A 15,861-nucleotide genomic window follows, 5' to 3' on the forward strand; every position below is an offset into this window, starting at 1 on the left:
CGTGACCGGGGAGGAGTGCCGTGCCGCTCTCGGAGCACGAGCAGCGGCTGTTCGAGCAGATCGAGCAGTCGCTTGCCGAGGACCCTAAGTTCGCCTCGGCTGTGCGCGCCAGCGATCCGCGTTTCCACGCGCGGCGTCGCCTGCTCGTCGCGGTCAGCGTGATCATCGCTGGCCTAGCATTGGTCGTCTACGGCACGGTGAGCAAAACTCCGCTGCTCGGAGTGGCGGGCTTCGTGGTGATGCTCGGTGCGGCCGCGTTCGCGATGCTGTCGCAGCGTAAGGCGCAGTCACCGGACCTGCACGTGGTCGGCGGCACCACCAGCCGCCGTGTCCGCAGCGGGCGACGCTTGTCGTTGATCGACCGACTCGAGGAGAGGTGGCGTCAGCGGCCGGAAGGCCACCGCTGACCGTCTCCCGTCCGTGGGGGCACGCCCCGCTGACGGTACCGCCGGGTTCCGTCCCGGCGACCAGTGGCGTTTCTCCATGCCTACACACTGCTGCCTACCCACTTGCTGCCGGCGTGCGTCTCCGCCGGCCGTTCGCGTCCCCGGCGCGGGTGCCGGCTCGCCGTGATCCGCCTCACGACCTCGCTGGGTGACGTCGCGCCGATCTGATCTCCCGGCGGATCCGTCAGGCGCTTCCGGTCTGATCTCCCGGCGCATCCGCCGGACTCTCCCGGCAGATCCGTCAGGCGCTTCCGGCAGATCCGTCAGGCGCTTCCAGCGGATCCACCCACCAGGCGCTTCCGGTGGATCCACCAGGCGCTCTGCCGGCGCATCCGGCGGACCGCAGGGCCCACCCCGCGACTCGCGGGGTGGGCCCTGTGACGCCTCCGGTCGGGGTCGACCGGTACGGCTCGGATCAGCGGGACGTGCGTCCGGCGAGCACCCGTCGAGGGCTCCACCGCAGCAGCCGGTCCCGGAGCCGGCCGGTCAGCCCGACGAACCCGGCCGACAGATCCATGATCGCCAATCGCCAGCGGAACAGTACCGACGGCGGCAGGGTGGCCGCCACCAGCCGGGTACGCCGGTCGGCTCCGGCGTTCAGCGCCCGGCGTACCGAGCGGAGGGCCTCACCCAGCGGACCGTGCCGCAGCGGCTCCCGGGCGTACCTGGCGCGTTCCTCGGCGTGCCCGAGCAGGCGGATCGCCTCGTCGGCGTCGCCGGCGGTCAGCCCCTCCCGGACCAGCCGGTCGGCCGTGGCCCGGGGCGTCTCCGCCGGATCCACCCGGACCCGGAAGTCGACCAGGGTGTCGACCAACTCGTCCCAGGCCGCGTGCGCGTCGGCCCGGGCCCGGGCCAGCTCGGAGTCGCTGAGCACCACCCGGGCGACCCCGGGGGCCGCGGTCCCGTCCGCCGCCACCGAGGCGAGGGTGCTGGCCGCGGCCGCGGCCCGGGTCTGGCGGCGCCGCCGGAGCAACACCCGCCGGAGGGCGGGCACGGTGAGCAGCAGGACCAGCAGCACCGCCCCGGCCAGCACCCAGAGCGGCCAGTTGGGTCCGCTGTCCGGGGCGACCCCGGCGGCGCCGTCGAACGCCTCGTCGAGCGGGCGGTCCGACCCGTCCGTCGCCTGCGGGCCGGCCGACGGGTCGGTGGTCGGGCCGACCGGGGTGTCCGGAGTGGTCGAGGTCTGCGCGGGCGCGTCCGGGTCCGGCGCCCACTGGGAACGCCACGAGCCGGTGATGCTGGCCGCCGGCGTCGCGTCGAACGGGACCCAGCCGATGCCGGTGAAGTAGACCTCGGTCCAGGCGTGCAGGTTGTTGTTGGTCAGGGTGTAGGTGTTGCCCGACCGGTTGGCGCTGGTGAAGCCGAAGGCCACCCGGGCCGGGATGCCGGCCTCGCGGACCAGCCAGGTCATCGCGGCGGCGTACTGCTGACAGAAGCCCACCTTGTTGGTGAGGAAGTTGACGATGTCCTGCCCGCTGGTGCCGCCCTCGGTGTTCAGGGCGTAGCTGAACCCGTTCTTCCGGGAGAAGTGGTCGTAGATCGCCCGGACCCGCTCGTAGTCGTTCCGCTTGCCGGTGGTCAGCCGGTCGACGAGTTCCTCGACCTCCCGTACCGGCTCCACCGTGGTGTAGAGCTTCCGGAACGCGTGCTCCGGTGCCAGGGTCGGTGCCGCGGCGAGCGCGCTCGGGGTGTATTCCGAACGGACGAAGTCGAAGGAGTACCTCCGGTTCCGCGACGACGCCCGTTCCGAGTAGACGACCTGCATGGTCGCGTCGTAGCGCCAGTTCGCGTCGATCTGGCGGGTACTCACCGGTGCGGTGTAGACCGGCAGGAACGGCATGGCGAAGTCGAGGATCTCGACGTCCGCGTTGTACTGATCGCGGGTGATGCCCGGGGCCTCCCGGGTCACCTCGCGCGGATCCGGCAGGCCCTGGGTCACCGGAGTCCCCTCCGGGGAGCGCGGCCCGAACCCGGTCCGCTCGAAGTCGTCGGCGACCGCGAAACGCAGGTAGAACGGATCGGGGTCGTTGGTGCTCACCCGCACCATGTCGCGCTGCTCGGAGCGGTTCAGCTCGCCGCTGAGCTGGGCGAAGAGGTTCACCCGGCCCGGTGATCCGCCGGGGCCGGCCCGGCCGCTGCCGTCGCCGCCGCCACCACCGGAGTTGAACTGGCTGAGCAGCCCCGAGGTCATCCCCGGTACGGCCAGCGGCAGCAGTACGGCCACCGCGACGCCGATCACCGCCAGGCGGCGGCCGGCGGCGGCCAGCGGCGACGGCTCCCAGACGTCCACGTCCCGGCCGTCGCCGGTGAACCGGCGTCCGAAGTGGCGTACCCGGTCCACGTTGTCGGCGGCGAGCAGCCACAGGAAGCCGACCGCCCCGATCACGAACGGCACGGCCGAGACGCTGTCGACGTGCACCGCCACCGGCACCGAGTAGATCGCCAGCATCGGCAGCCCGGCCAGGGCGGGACGGCGTATCCCGACGGTGAGCAGGTCCACCACGATCGCCACCCCGCCGACGCCGAGCGCCGTCAGGAAGAGCAGCGAGTCGAGGTCCTGGACCGGTACGCCGTACGAGCGCATGTCCTCGCCGGAGCTGGCCAGCAGCGAGCCGAAGTGGGTCACGGTGCCGGGGGTGGGCAGCAGGGAGATCATCTCCTGGCCGCTCGGGAAGATCCAGGTCAGCCCGAGCAGCAGTGCCGCCACCATGCCGAGCCCCTGGGCCCAGACCGGTGCCCGCCACCAGCGGGCCAGGGTTGCCGTACCGGCGATCAGCGCGACGACGACCGCGCACTGGATCAGCCAGGTCCACCGCTCGTAGATGGTGGACATCGGCGCGGCGGCGAGCAGGGTGGCCGCGGCCGCCACGAACCCCAGGTGTCGGCGTCCCCTCATCACATCTTCCCGTCGGTGCCGGTGCTGCCGTTCCGGTTCATCCCGTCGCCCTCATCCGCCTCGTCGGTCCCGTCTCCGGCGACCGGTCACCGCACTCCGCCGGCGACCGTCTCGGCCAGCACGGCCCGCCAGGCGAAGCCCTGCGAGCCCCGGGCCGCCTGCGGCCAGAGCGCCGGTAGCTTGCTGCCGTGTTCGACCCCGACCACCCGCCAACCGCTCTGCATCAGCGCGAGCGCGGCGGCGCCGTGCGCGTGGTTCGCCTCCTCGCGCGCCTGCGGGGTCAGGTTGAGCCAGGTCGAACTGTCCACCAGGAACGCGATGCAGGTCGCGCCGCTGCCGCGCAGTCCGGCCAGCAGGTCCGCCTCGGCGGTGGTCAGCGTGCCGAGCAGTGCGATGACCAGCCCGCCGTCGGAGCGCTGCCGGACCCGCTCGACCAGCGTCGCCACGTCGCCGCGCTGGCTGAGCCGGACGTCGGCGAGGTAGTCCAGCAGCAGACCCTCGCCACCGGCGTCGTTCGCGCTGGCGTCGATCCCCGAGTCGCTGACCAGCCGGAGCTTGTATCCGGCCTGCCGCAGGTGCACGGCGATGCTGGCCGCCGCCGACACCGCCCACTCGAAGCTGGCGGTCGGCCCCTCGCCCCGGTGCGCGAACGCCCGGGTGTCCAGCACCACCGTCGCCCGGCTCTCCCAGGGCTGCTCCTCCCGGCGCACCATCAGCTCACCGGTGCGCGCGGTGGACTTCCAGTGCACCCGGCGCAGGTCGTCGCCGCGCCGGTACTCCCGGGTCGCCGCGTCGTCCTCGCCGTGTACCGCCACCGAACGGGCCCGGCTCTCGCCGGTGCCCGCGTACTCGCCGGCCAGCCGGACCGAGGGGAGCGGGGTGACCTGTGGGATGACGGTGAGCGGGTCGACGCTGGGGAACGCCCGGGTCAGCTCGCAGAGCCCGAACGGGTCGGTCAGCCGGATCACCAGCGGGCCCACCTCGTAGCGACCGCGTACGTCGGCCCGGACCGTGTACGCCACCGAGCTCGCCTGGTGCGCGCCGAGACGTTCCAGCACCACCCGGGGACGGCTGCCGAGCGCGTACGGCAGCCGGTCCTCCAGCAGCAGCGTCCCGGTCGGCAGCCGGGACATGTTCTGCAACCGGAGCACCACCCGGGAGCTGGCGCCGACCGGCACCCGTTGCGGCTCCAGCGAGCGGCTGCAGGCGAGCTTGTAGCGGCTGCGCCCGACGTAGAGGGCGGCGAGCAGCGGCAGTACGCCGAGCAGGATGGCGACCCGGAGCAGGTCCTTCTCGCCGAGGATCAGCGCGGAGATCGCCGCTGCCACGGCGGCGGCCAGGAACGACCGCCCCCGGGTGGTGAGGCCGCGCAGTGCCTCGCGCACCGTCACCGCCTCCGCGGCTCGTACTGGGAGCGCCCGGTGCCGTCCTCGGACGACGGCCGGGTGTCGTACGGCGAGCGCTGCCGCTCGTGCGGCAACGGCAGCCGGTGCACCAGGTCGGAGACGATCGCGTCGGTGGTACGCCGGGCGAGCTGCGCGTCCGCGGTGGAGATGATCCGGTGCGCGAGCACCGGCACGGCCAGTGCCTGGAGGTCGTCGGGGAGGACGTAGTCGCGTCCCTCCAGTGCGGCGACCGCCCGGGCGGTGCGCAGCAGTTGCAGAGTGGCCCGGGGGGAGGCACCGAGCCGCAGGTCGGGGGCTTCCCGGGTGGCGGTGACCAGGTCGACGGCGTACTGCTTGACGGCGTCGGCGACGTGCACGTCACGGACCGTCGCGATCAGCTTCCGGACGGTGGCGGCGTCGGATACCGGTCGCAGTTCGTGGATCGGGTCCCGGCCGCCGTGCACGTCCAGCATGGCCAGCTCGGCGCCGGGGTCGGGGTAGCCCATCGCGATCCGGGCGGTGAACCGGTCGCGCTGCGCCTCCGGCAGTGGATAGGTCCCCTCCATCTCGATCGGGTTCTGGGTGGCGATCACCATGAACGGGGTCTGGAGCTCGTAGGTGACGCCGTCGACGGTGACCTGCCGCTCCTCCATGCTCTCCAGCAGCGCGGACTGGGTCTTCGGCGAGGCCCGGTTGATCTCGTCGCCGACCACCAGGTTGGCGAAGACCGCGCCCGGCTTGAACTCGAAGTCGTGCGTCTCCTGGTTGTAGACGCTGACCCCGGTGACGTCGCTGGGCAGCAGGTCGGGGGTGAACTGGATGCGCCGGACCGAGCAGTCGATCGACCGGGCGAGCGCCTTGGCCAGCTTGGTCTTGCCGACGCCCGGTACGTCCTCGATCAGGAGATGGCCCTCGGCCAGCAGGACGGCGAGCGCGAGCCGGACCGTCGCGGTCTTGCCCTCGATGACCTCTTCGATGTTGGCCACGATCGCGTCGCTGGCGGCACGGAACTGGTCGCTCGGCAGCGTGCCACCCAGTTCGTCCCAGGTCTGTTGAGTCACGGGCCTCCTCCTCGTCGGTCACGGCCGCCGCCTAGTAAGAGTCCCTGGGCCAGCCGTATGGTTCGCGGGAGAATACGTCCGTCCGGAGTAACCGGATCACCCGCATCACTCAGGCTAACCGCATTCGGCGGGAGAGCCGAGCACACCGGGAGAGCCCGGGGTCGGATCTCCGGGCCGGTATCGGGTGCGACAGCGCTGCCGGGGGCGCGGTACGATGGCCGCATGTCCAGGGTCTACCTGCTCCTTAGCGAGCCGTGCTGACGCGACAGACAGCGACAGCACGGCCACCCCTCCTGCGTGAGGGGCTTTTTTATGCCCGCAGAACGGACCCGGCCCACAAACCTGAATCTGATGCTCAGCCAGCCCGGTCGACCAGGGCGGAGCGACGGCGGACGTAGCGAGGAGACGACATGACGACCGAGGCAGCCGAGCCGACGGCGGACATCCCGCCGTTCCGGTACACGGCCGAGCTGGCCGGCGAGATCGAGATCCGCTGGCAGGACCGGTGGGCCGAGCGGGGTACCTTCCGGGCGCCCAACCCGGTCGGGCCGCTGGCCGATCCCGGCCATCCCCGGGCGGATGCCGAGAAGCTGTTCGTGCTGGACATGTTCCCGTACCCGTCCGGGGCGGGGCTGCACGTCGGGCACCCGCTGGGCTACATCGGCACCGACTGCTACGCCCGCTACCAGCGGATGGCCGGCCGGAACGTACTGCACACGATGGGCTTCGACGCCTTCGGGCTGCCGGCCGAGCAGTACGCGGTGCAGACCGGCACCCACCCCCGGACCACCACCGAGGCGAACATCGGCTACTACCGGTCGCAGCTACGCCGGCTGGGGCTGGGGCACGACGACCGGCGCTCGGTGGCGACCATCGACACCGACTACTACCGCTGGACGCAGTGGATCTTCCTGCAGATCTACAACTCCTGGTACGACACCGCCGCCGGTAAGGCCCGGCCGATCGCCGAGCTGGTGGCGGAGTTCGAGGCGGGCACCCGGGCCACCCCGGACGACCGGCCATGGGCCGAGCTGTCCCCGGCGCAGCGGCGGCGGATCGTCGACGACCACCGGCTGGCGTACGTCTCCGAGGCGCCGGTGAACTGGTGCCCGGGCCTGGGCACGGTGCTGGCCAACGAGGAGGTGACCCCGGACGGCCGGTCGGACCGGGGCAACTTCCCGGTCTTCAAGCGCAACCTGAAGCAGTGGATGATGCGGATCACCGCGTACGGTGACCGGCTGATCGAGGACCTGGACGCGCTGGACTGGCCCGAGCCGATCAAGCTGCAACAGCGGAACTGGATCGGCCGGTCGACCGGCGCGCACATCGAGTTCCCGACCGCCGACGCGCCGATCCGGGTCTTCACCACCCGGCCGGACACCGTCTTCGGGGCCACCTACATGGTGCTGGCCCCGGAGCACCCGCTGGTCGAGTCGCTGGCCGCCGACGCCTGGCCGGAGGGGACCAGGGACGCCTGGACCGGCGGGCAGGCGACTCCCCGGGCCGCCGTGGACGCCTACCGGAAGGCGGCCGGCGCCAAGACCGACATCGAGCGGCAGGCCGAGAACCGGGAGAAGACCGGCGTCTTCATCGGGGCGTACGCCACGAACCCGGTCAACGGCGCGCAGATCCCGATCTTCATCGCCGACTACGTACTGGCCGGCTACGGCACCGGCGCGATCATGGCGGTGCCCGGGCAGGACGAGCGGGACTGGGAGTTCGCCGAGGTCTTCGAACTGCCGATCGTGCGTACCGTGCAGCCGCCGGAGAACTTCGACGGCAAGGCGTACACCGGGGAGGGCCCGGCGATCAACAGCGCCGCACCGGATCGCGGCCTGGACCTGAACGGGCTGTTCGTCGCCGACGCCAAGACGAAGACCATCGAGTGGCTGGAGGCGAACGGGTACGGCGCCGGCGCGGTCACCTACCGGCTGCGGGACTGGCTGTTCAGCCGGCAGCGCTACTGGGGCGAGCCGTTCCCGATCGTCTACGACGAGCAGGGCAACCCGGTGGCGCTGCCCGAGTCGATGCTGCCGGTCGAGCTGCCCGAGGTGGACGACTTCGCGCCGCGCACCTTCGACCCGGACGACGCCGACTCCGACCCGGAGACCCCGCTGTCCCGGCGCAAGGACTGGGTCGAGGTCGAGCTGGACCTGGGCGACGGGCCGAAGCGGTACACCCGGGAGACCAACGTGATGCCGCAGTGGGCCGGCTCCTGCTGGTACGAGCTGCGCTACCTGGACCCGACCAACCCGGAGCGGTTCGTCGACCCGGCCAACGAGCGGTACTGGATGGGCCCGCAGTCGCCGGGCGACCCGGGCGGCACCGACCTGTACGTCGGCGGCCAGGAGCACGCCGTGCTGCACCTGCTGTACGCCCGCTTCTGGCACAAGGTGCTGTACGACCTGGGCCACGTCTCGTCGTTCGAGCCGTACCGCCGGCTGTACAACCAGGGCATGATCCAGGCGTACGCCTTCCAGAACGACCGGGGCAGCTACGTCGAGGCCGCCGAGGTGGAGGAGGTCGACGGCAGGTACTACTTCGCCGACCAGCAGGTCACCCGGGTCTACGGCAAGATGGGCAAGTCGCTGCGGAACGTGGTGACCCCGGACGAGATGTGCGAGGCGTACGGCGCCGACACGTTCCGGGTCTACGAGATGTCGATGGGCCCGCTGGACGTCTCCCGGCCCTGGGAGACCCGGGCGGTGATCGGGGCGTACCGGTTCCTGCAACGGGTCTGGCGGACCATCGTCGACGAGCACACCGGCGAGCTGCGGGTCACCGACGCCCCGGCCGACGAGCAGACCCGGCGACTGCTGCACCGGATCATCGACGGGGTCCGGGGCGACCTGGACGGCATCCGGATGAACACCGCGATCGCCAAGCTGATCGAGCTGACCAACGGTCTGACCAGGCTGGAAGCGACGCCCCGGGAAGTGGCCGAGCCGCTGCTGCTGATGCTGTCGCCGTTCGCCCCGCACATCGCCGAGGAGCTGTGGCACCGGCTGGGGCACGCCGAGTCGCTGGCGTACGAGCCGTTCCCGGTGGCCGACCCGAGCCTGCTGGTCGCCGAGACGGTGACGTACCCGGTGCAGGTCAACGGCAAGGTCCGGGGGCGGGTCGAGGTACCGGCGGAGGCGGCCGAGGAGGCGATCCGGTCCGCCGCGCTGGCGGCGGTCGCCGACCAGTTGGCCGGTCGCGAGCCGCGCAAGGTGATCGTGGTACCGGGCCGAATGGTCAGCGTCGTCGCCTGACCCCCGTCGGCAACCCGCCGTCGGTGCCGGGCGGCGGGTTCCGGTCCCGGCCTGTTCCAGGCTGGGCCTGTTCCGCTGGGCCTGTTCCGCTGGGCCTGTTCCGGGCTGGACCTGGACGTCGGAGGCGTTACCCAGCATCGGTAGCGCATCTGGCGTCCAGGTGAGCGGTCCGGGCGCGCGGTTGCCGGCGATGCCGGGGGGCGCCGGCGGCGGCCGGAGTTGCCCGCTGCGGCTAGGGTGCGTTCCGGCGCCGCCGGTGCGGCGGCACCGTGGGCCGGAGCAGCCGGGGAAGGGGAGCGGGCGGGTATGGCGGATCGGGACCTGGACGAACACCGGGCGGACCTCGCCGAACTGGCGGCGGAGCCGTCGCCCGAGCGGCTCCCGGCGGTACGCCGGCTGCTGGCCCGCGCCGACGGCCGCCCCGAACTCCGGCAGCCGGTGGCGGACGCGATCTGCGAACACCTGCGGACCACCGGTCCGGCGGATCGTCCGGCGGCGCGGCTGGGGTCCACCGACGACGGGGAGACCGACCCGCGGCGGGCCGCCCTCGCCCTGCTCGCCGACCGGCTCCGCCCCGGCGACCCGGGGCCGTGGCCGGAGATCAGCCTCGACCTGTCCGGTACCACCCTGGTCGACGTCGACCTGCGCGGTTGCGAGCTGGCCGAGGGGCGGTTCGCGGACACCCGGTTCGTCGGCACGGCGTCGTTCGAGGGGGCCAGCTTCGACGGCGAGGCGCTCTTCCCGCGTACGGTTTTCGAGGGCGACGCCCGGTTCGACGGCGTCCGCTTCGGCGACGAGGCGGTCTTCGGCCGGGCCCGGTTCCGGGGCGAGACCGGGTTCGTCGGGGCGGAGTTCGGCGACATTGCCTGGTTCGGGCGGGGCGAGGAGACCCTCTGGGAGGACGACCCGGCCTGGGAGACGATCGAGGAACTCACCCCGCTGCCCTGGGACGAGCCGAACGAGACCGATCCGCAGTGGCCGGTCGCCGTCCTGATCGAGGACTACCAGGACTGGGAGGAGGGCGGCGACGGGGCGCGCTTCGCCGGTCCGGTCTCGTTCCGGGGTGCCCGCTTCGCCGGCCCGGCCTGGTTCTACAAGGCCCGGTTCGGCGCCGAGGCGGACTTCCGGGAGGCCGAGTTCGCCGCCCGGGTGCACCTGGACCAACCCGCCGTGGAGCTGACCGGTGCGCACTGGTCGGACGAGGACGACGAGGACGGATACGGCGAGACGTACTGGCCGCTGGGCTGGGCGGCGGAGCCCGACACCGGCCGGCTGGTGCCGGACGAGGGCGTCCGCCCGTACACCCGGCAGCTCGCCGACCCGGACCCCGACACCCGGCGTGCCGGCCTGCGACTGCTGGCCGAACTCGGCGACACCCGTCCGGAGCTGCGGGAACGTGTCGTCGACGCGCTCTGCGCCTATCTGCGTACGCCGCTGCCGTTCCTGGTCGGTGGCGAGCTGGATCCGGCTCAGGCCGAGGAGCTGGACCTGCGCCGGGACGTCCAACAGGTGCTCGCCGAGCGGCTGCGCCCGGCCGCCGAGCCGTACTGGCCGGAGACCAACCTCTGGCTCTGCGGCGCCACCCTGGTCGATCTCGACCTCAGCGGCGGCGAGGGCGGATACGCCGACTTCGTCGGAGCCCAGTTCCACGGCACCACCAGCTTCGCCGGCTGCCGCTTCGAACGGGCCACCTTCGACCTTGGCGGCGGCAGCGGTGTCGCCACCTTCCACGGTCCGGTCGACGCCGCCGGGGCCCACCTCGGCACCCGACTGCCCCTCGGCGACTAGCCCGGCGGCGACCTCGCCCGGGGCCGAGCACGGAGTGGAACCGGGGCAGGCGGCGACCTCGCCCGGGGCCGAGCACGGAGTGGAACCGGGGCAGGCGGCGACCTCGTCCGGGGCCGAGGACGGAGTGGAGCCTGGAGCAGGCGGTCGGCCGGCGGGCCCGGCCGGTCCTCAGAGCAGGTCCTCCAGGGTGATCGGCAGGTGCCGGATACGTCGGCCGGTGGCGTGGTACACGGCGTTGGCGATCGCGGCCGAGGTACCGACGATGCCGATCTCGCCGACGCCCTTCACGCCGAGCGGGTTGACCACGGAATCGGGTACCTCGATGACGTCGACCGTGACGTCCGGGGCGTCGGCGTTGAGCGGGAGCAGGTAGTCGGCGAGGCTGGCGTTGGCCCAGCGCCCGGTGTGCGGGTCCATCCGGGTCGCCTCCAGCAGCGCCTGACCCAGCCCCCAGAGCATCCCGCCCATGAGCTGGCTGTGCGTGGTCTTGCGGTTGAGTACCCGGCCCGGGGCGAAGACGCCGACCAGCCGGCGTACCCGGACCAGGCCGAGTTCGGCATCGACGGCCACCTCGGCGAACTGGGCCCCGAAGGTGTGCATCGCGTAGTCCGTCATGGGCGGCAGGACCGGCATCCAGGTGCCCACCGTCTCCACGTCCGGAATGTGGTTACGGGTGAGCAGCTCGGCGTACGTCTCGCCGGCCTCGGGCCGGTCGCGCAGGCACATCCGGCCGTCCCGGACCACCACCCCGGCGGGGTCGGCGCCGTGCAGCGGCGAGTGCTGGTCGGCGACCGCCTGCCCGACGAGCTGGTCGCGGAGCTGGGTGCAGGCCAGGTGTACCGGCGAACTGGTCGCCCCCGAGCCGGCCGAGCCGACCGCCGAGGCGACGTTGGGCAGGTCGGTGGTGCCGCCGAGGAACCGTACCCGATCGACCGGCAGGCCGAGGCCGTCCGCGGCGACCTGGGTCATCGCGGTCAGCGCGCCGGTGCCGAACTCGGAGATGCCGGCCTCGACGACCGCGCTGCCGTCGATGTACATCCGGGCCCGGGCCCGCTGCGGGCTGATCGGGGCGGCCACCGGATAGGCGGCGGTGGCCATGCCGGTGCCGATCAGCAGGTGGCCGTCCCGCCGCGCGCCGGGGGTCGGGTCGCGGTCGGCCCAGCCGAAGAGTTCGGCGCCGCGCTGGTAGCACTCCTTCAGCCCCTTGCTCGACCACGGCTTGCCGGTGTCCGGGTCGACGTCGGCGTGGTTGCGCAGCCGCAGCTCGACCGGATCGACCCCGGTGGCGTACGCGAGTTCGTCCATCGCGGATTCCAGCGCGAACATCCCGGTCGCCTCGCCGGGGCCACGGGTGAAGGTCGGGGTGATGGTGTTGCCCCGGACCAGCCGGTAGCCGCCGGCGTAGTTCGGCGCGGCATACGTGATCGCGGCCGACTCCAGGGAGGTCTCGGCCCAGTCGTCGAAGTGCGAGGTCAGTGAGATCTTGTCGTGGGTGAGGGCCGTCAGCCGCCCGTCCCGGCCGGCGCCGAGCCGGATCCGCTGCTCCTGCTCCTCCCGGTAACCGCAGGAGTGGAACATCTGGTCGCGGCTGAGCGTGAGCCGGACCGGCCGGCCGACCCGGCGGGCGGCGAGCGCGGCGAGGGTGACGTGCGGCCAGATCAGCGCCTTGGACCCGAAACTGCCGCCGACGTAGTGGCTGACCACCCGGACCTGGGTCGGTGGCAGGCCGAGCAGCTCGGCGACGCTGAGCTGGGTCGCGGTCGGCCCCTGGGTCGAGTCGTAGAGGGTGAGCCGGTCGGTGTCGTCCCAGACCGCCGTGGTGGTCCCCGCTTCCAGCGGGTTCTGGTGGTTGGCCGCGAACAGGTACGTCAGGTCGAGGCGCACCTCGGCGTCGCGCAGTGCCGTCTCCGGGTCACCCCGGGTCGGGTTCCGGCCGGGAACCAGCCCGCCGAAGATCCGTTCCGGCTCGTACGCCTGGTCGCGCCCCTGGTCGAGCAGGGTCACCGACGGCGTCTCGGCGTAGGTCACCTGGACCAGGCTGCCCGCGTACTCGGCCCGCTCGACGGTGTCGGCGACGACGATCGCCACCGGCTGGCCGGCGTAGTGCACCACGTCGTCCTGGATCGGGAAGAAGCTCTGCCCGTGCGCGGTCAGCCCGGCGAGCGACGGGAAGAGCTTCGGCCGGGCCGCGACCCGGGGCAGGTCGAGATGGGTCAGCACCGCGAACACACCGTCCGCGACGCCGGCCTGCCGGCAGTCGATCCCGATGATCCGGCCGCTCGGTACCCGGGCACCGACCAGCACCGCGTGGGCGAGGTTGGGCAGGTTGAGTTCGCCGGAGTACCGGGCCGCGCCGGTGACCTTGGCGCGGCCGTCCACCCGGTCGAGGGCCGCCCCCAGCACCGGACTCATCTGCGCACTCCGCTCATGGGGGGTTCCCGTCGTCGCTGACCATCCGGGCGTCGCCGGTGACCATGCGCAGCGCCCGTACGACCGTGCGCCGGCCTAGTTCGATCTTGTATCCGTTCATCCCGTGCGACACCGCGTCGGCCAGCTCCGCGTCGGCTGCCGCCCGGAACGACTCGACGGTGGCCGGGGCGCCGACCAGCACCGACTCGGCCCGGCGGGCCCGCCAGGGCTTGGTCGCCACGCCGCCCAGCGCCAGCCGTACGTCGGTGACCACTCCGGCGTCCAGCGAGACGGCGACCGCCGCCGAGGCGAGCGCGAACTCGTACGACTCCCGGTCCCGCACCTTGAGGTAGATCGAGGTACTGGCCATCGGCAGCGGCGGGATCTCCACCGCCACCACGAGTTCGCCGTGCGCGGTCGGGTGCTCGCGATCCGGGGTCTGGCCGGGTGCCAGGTAGAAGTCGTCGGCGGGGATCTGGCGGTGCCCGGCCGGGCCCTGGGTGAACACCACCGCGTCCAGCGCGACCAGCGCGACGGCCAGGTCGGAGGGGTGGGTGGCGATGCAGTACTCGCTGGTGCCGAGGACCGCGTGACCCCGGTTGATCCCGTTCATCGCGCTGCACCCGGTGCCCGGTTCGCGCTTGTTGCAGGGCGCCGCCACGTCCCGGAAGTAGCCGCAGCGGGTCCGCTGCATCAGGTTGCCACCGATCGAGGCCATGTTGCGCAGTTGCGGGGAGGCGCCGAGCAGCAGGGCCTGGGAGACCATCGGGAACCGGCGCCGGACCGGCAGGGCCTGGGCGACGTCGCTCATCCGGGCGACGGCGCCGATCCGTACCCCGCCGCCGGGCAGCTCCTCGACCTGCCGCAGCGGCAGGTCGTTGATGTCCACCAGCCGCTTCGCTCCGGCGACGTGGATGCGTTGCAGGTCGACCTCGGTGGTGCCGCCGGCCAGGAAGGTGCTGACCGGGTCGGCGGCGACCGTCCCGATCGCGGTGGCGACGTCGGCCACCCGGGAGTAGCTAACCGGTCGCATCGGGCCCACCCGCCCCGGCCTCGTCCCGGACCTGCCGGATGGCTGCCCGGATGTTCGGGTACGCCGCACACCGGCAGATGTTGCCGCTCATCCACTCCCGGATCTGCCCGTCGTCCGCGGCATGCCCCTCGGCGAGGAACGCCACCGCCGACATGATCTGGCCTGGGGTGCAGTATCCGCACTGGAAGGCGTCCTGGCTGATGAACGCCTGCTGCATCGGGTGCAGTTCCACCCCGTCGGAGAGCCCCTCGATCGTGGTGACCTCGCGGGTCTCGCAGGTGATCGCCAGGGTGAGGCAGGCCAGTACCCGCCGCTTGTCCACCCAGACCGTGCAGGCACCGCAGGCGCCCTGGTTGCAGCCCTTCTTGGTGCCGGTGAGGTCGAGCCGGTCGCGCAGCGCGTCCAGCAGGCTGACCCGGGGCTCGACCAGGATGTTCCGCATGGTGCCGTTGACGGAGAGCCGCACGACGACCGCGTTCGGGCCGCGTACGACGGCGGTGTCGGCGACCTCCACCGCACCGGCTGTCTCGGCGTACGACTTCACCCGTCACCTCGCTGACCATCGCTGCCCGGGATACCGCGCTCGGCGGGAACGCCCACCGCCGGGGCCGGGGATCGCCCGGCCCCGGGGTGAGGCGCAGCCATCCGTCCTCCGGGGGCTGCCGCTGAAGGAGAACGGTGGTGCGATCAGCCTATCGACGAACAGTCCTTATAGGGCAAATACCGCGAAATGCGCAGCCGGCACGGCAACGCGTCGGAGCGGCCCTCCGCTACCGGTTACTCCGGGTTCGATGCCGGGCGGTCGGCCGGGACGTGCCGGTCGCCGTTCGCGGCACCACCGGACCGACGGCCCTGCCCGGCGGCGCGTTCCGCCCGCCACCAGCGCAGCGCCAGCACCACGCTGGCGACCAGGCCCAGCGCGCCCGGGGTGACCGCCAGCCAGTTCACCTCGTCCGGCGAGACCGCCGCGGCGCCCACCGCGGCGTAGCCGAACGCGGACGGGGTGGCCGCCAGCACGCTGCCCAGCAGGAACGGTGCCAGCCGCGCGCCGGTGGTGCCGTAGCCGTAGCTGATCAGCCCGAACCCGCCGATCGGGATCAGCCGGACACTGACCACGCCGAGCACGCTCTGCCGGGCGAACCATCCGTCGAGCCGGGCCAGCCGGCCGCGTACCCGTTCCGCGACGAACTCCCGACCGAGCAGCCGGCCGACCGCGAAGCCGGCGAGCGCGGCGAGCAGGGCGGCGGCCAGCGTGTAGCCGGCGCCGAGCAGCGGCCCGAAGATCGCTCCCCAGACCACCGTGATCGCGGTCCGGGGCACCAGTGCGACCAGCAGCAGCGCGCCGCCGCCGATCGCGGCGACCGGCGCGAGTGCACCGAGCCGGTCAGCCAGCCGGGGCAGTTGTGCCACCTCGGGCCGGGGCACCAGCAGCAGCGCCAGCCCGAGGAGGCCGAGCACCAGGAGCAGTACGGTGAACCGCGCGACCGACCGCTGCCGGAGCAATCGCCGGACACGTCCAATCATGAACCTATTTCAACCTCTCCGTGCGGTCCGCCGTGGCCGCAGGTGAAAGTCGAGGCGCTCGCGCC

Annotated in this window: 10 protein-coding genes; 3 read left to right on the plus strand and 7 right to left on the minus strand. The window is 72.7% G+C overall.

Features of this window, described 5'->3' with window-relative positions:
* Positions 1–20: 20 nt before the first annotated feature.
* On the plus strand, positions 21–407 hold the full coding sequence (locus ACQEVC_RS19805; RefSeq protein WP_101367165.1) for a DUF3040 domain-containing protein: 387 nt from the start codon (positions 21–23) through the stop codon (positions 405–407).
* A 454-nt stretch (positions 408–861) separates the two neighbouring features.
* Here the strand turns inward: ACQEVC_RS19805 and ACQEVC_RS19810 are convergent, their stop codons facing one another.
* From ACQEVC_RS19810 to ACQEVC_RS19820, 3 genes are all read right to left on the minus strand, one after another.
* Positions 862–3,342 carry a transglutaminase TgpA family protein gene (locus tag ACQEVC_RS19810; RefSeq protein WP_432879571.1) on the minus strand — a complete coding sequence of 827 codons (2,481 nt, stop codon included), beginning with the start codon at positions 3,340–3,342 and terminating at the stop codon, positions 862–864.
* Positions 3,343–3,428: 86 nt separating this feature from the next.
* On the minus strand, positions 3,429–4,727 hold the full coding sequence (locus tag ACQEVC_RS19815; RefSeq protein ID WP_432891560.1) for a DUF58 domain-containing protein: 1,299 nt from the start codon (positions 4,725–4,727) through the stop codon (positions 3,429–3,431).
* A gap of 2 nt (positions 4,728–4,729) precedes the next feature.
* Entirely contained in the window at positions 4,730–5,788 is a 1,059-nt protein-coding gene (locus tag ACQEVC_RS19820; protein ID WP_318394423.1) for an AAA family ATPase, read from the minus strand.
* A 410-nt stretch (positions 5,789–6,198) separates the two neighbouring features.
* On the opposite strand from ACQEVC_RS19820, the gene leuS reads away from it, so the two are divergent.
* Together leuS and ACQEVC_RS19830 are read left to right on the plus strand one after the other, a co-directional pair.
* The gene (gene leuS / locus ACQEVC_RS19825; RefSeq protein WP_432879574.1) at positions 6,199–9,042 is read left to right on the plus strand and encodes a leucine--tRNA ligase; all 2,844 of its coding nucleotides are present in this window, start codon (positions 6,199–6,201) and stop codon (positions 9,040–9,042) included.
* A 306-nt stretch (positions 9,043–9,348) separates the two neighbouring features.
* Positions 9,349–10,830, plus strand: coding sequence for a pentapeptide repeat-containing protein (locus ACQEVC_RS19830; protein WP_432879576.1), 1,482 nt, complete (start codon positions 9,349–9,351; stop codon positions 10,828–10,830).
* Between the two features lie 168 nt (positions 10,831–10,998).
* Here ACQEVC_RS19830 and ACQEVC_RS19835 read toward each other — a convergent pair whose 3' ends face one another.
* The 4 genes from ACQEVC_RS19835 to ACQEVC_RS19850 form a co-directional block, all read right to left on the minus strand.
* Complete coding sequence (locus tag ACQEVC_RS19835) at positions 10,999–13,242, minus strand: xanthine dehydrogenase family protein molybdopterin-binding subunit (RefSeq protein ID WP_432879578.1); 2,244 nt, start codon at positions 13,240–13,242, stop codon at positions 10,999–11,001.
* 13 nt (positions 13,243–13,255) lie between these two features.
* The gene (locus ACQEVC_RS19840) at positions 13,256–14,272 is read right to left on the minus strand and encodes an FAD binding domain-containing protein (RefSeq protein ID WP_432879580.1); all 1,017 of its coding nucleotides are present in this window, start codon (positions 14,270–14,272) and stop codon (positions 13,256–13,258) included.
* Entirely contained in the window at positions 14,259–14,714 is a 456-nt protein-coding gene (locus ACQEVC_RS19845) for a (2Fe-2S)-binding protein (protein ID WP_432891563.1), read from the minus strand. The genes ACQEVC_RS19840 and ACQEVC_RS19845 overlap by 14 nt, the downstream gene beginning before the upstream one ends.
* Before the next feature lie 335 nt (positions 14,715–15,049).
* Positions 15,050–15,796 (minus strand): TVP38/TMEM64 family protein, encoded by a 747-nt coding sequence (locus ACQEVC_RS19850; RefSeq protein WP_432879582.1) that lies wholly within the window; start codon positions 15,794–15,796, stop codon positions 15,050–15,052.
* Positions 15,797–15,861: the final 65 nt, after the last annotated feature.

Source organism: Plantactinospora sp. CA-294935, assembly GCF_050936445.1.
GTDB lineage: Bacteria > Actinomycetota > Actinomycetes > Mycobacteriales > Micromonosporaceae > Plantactinospora.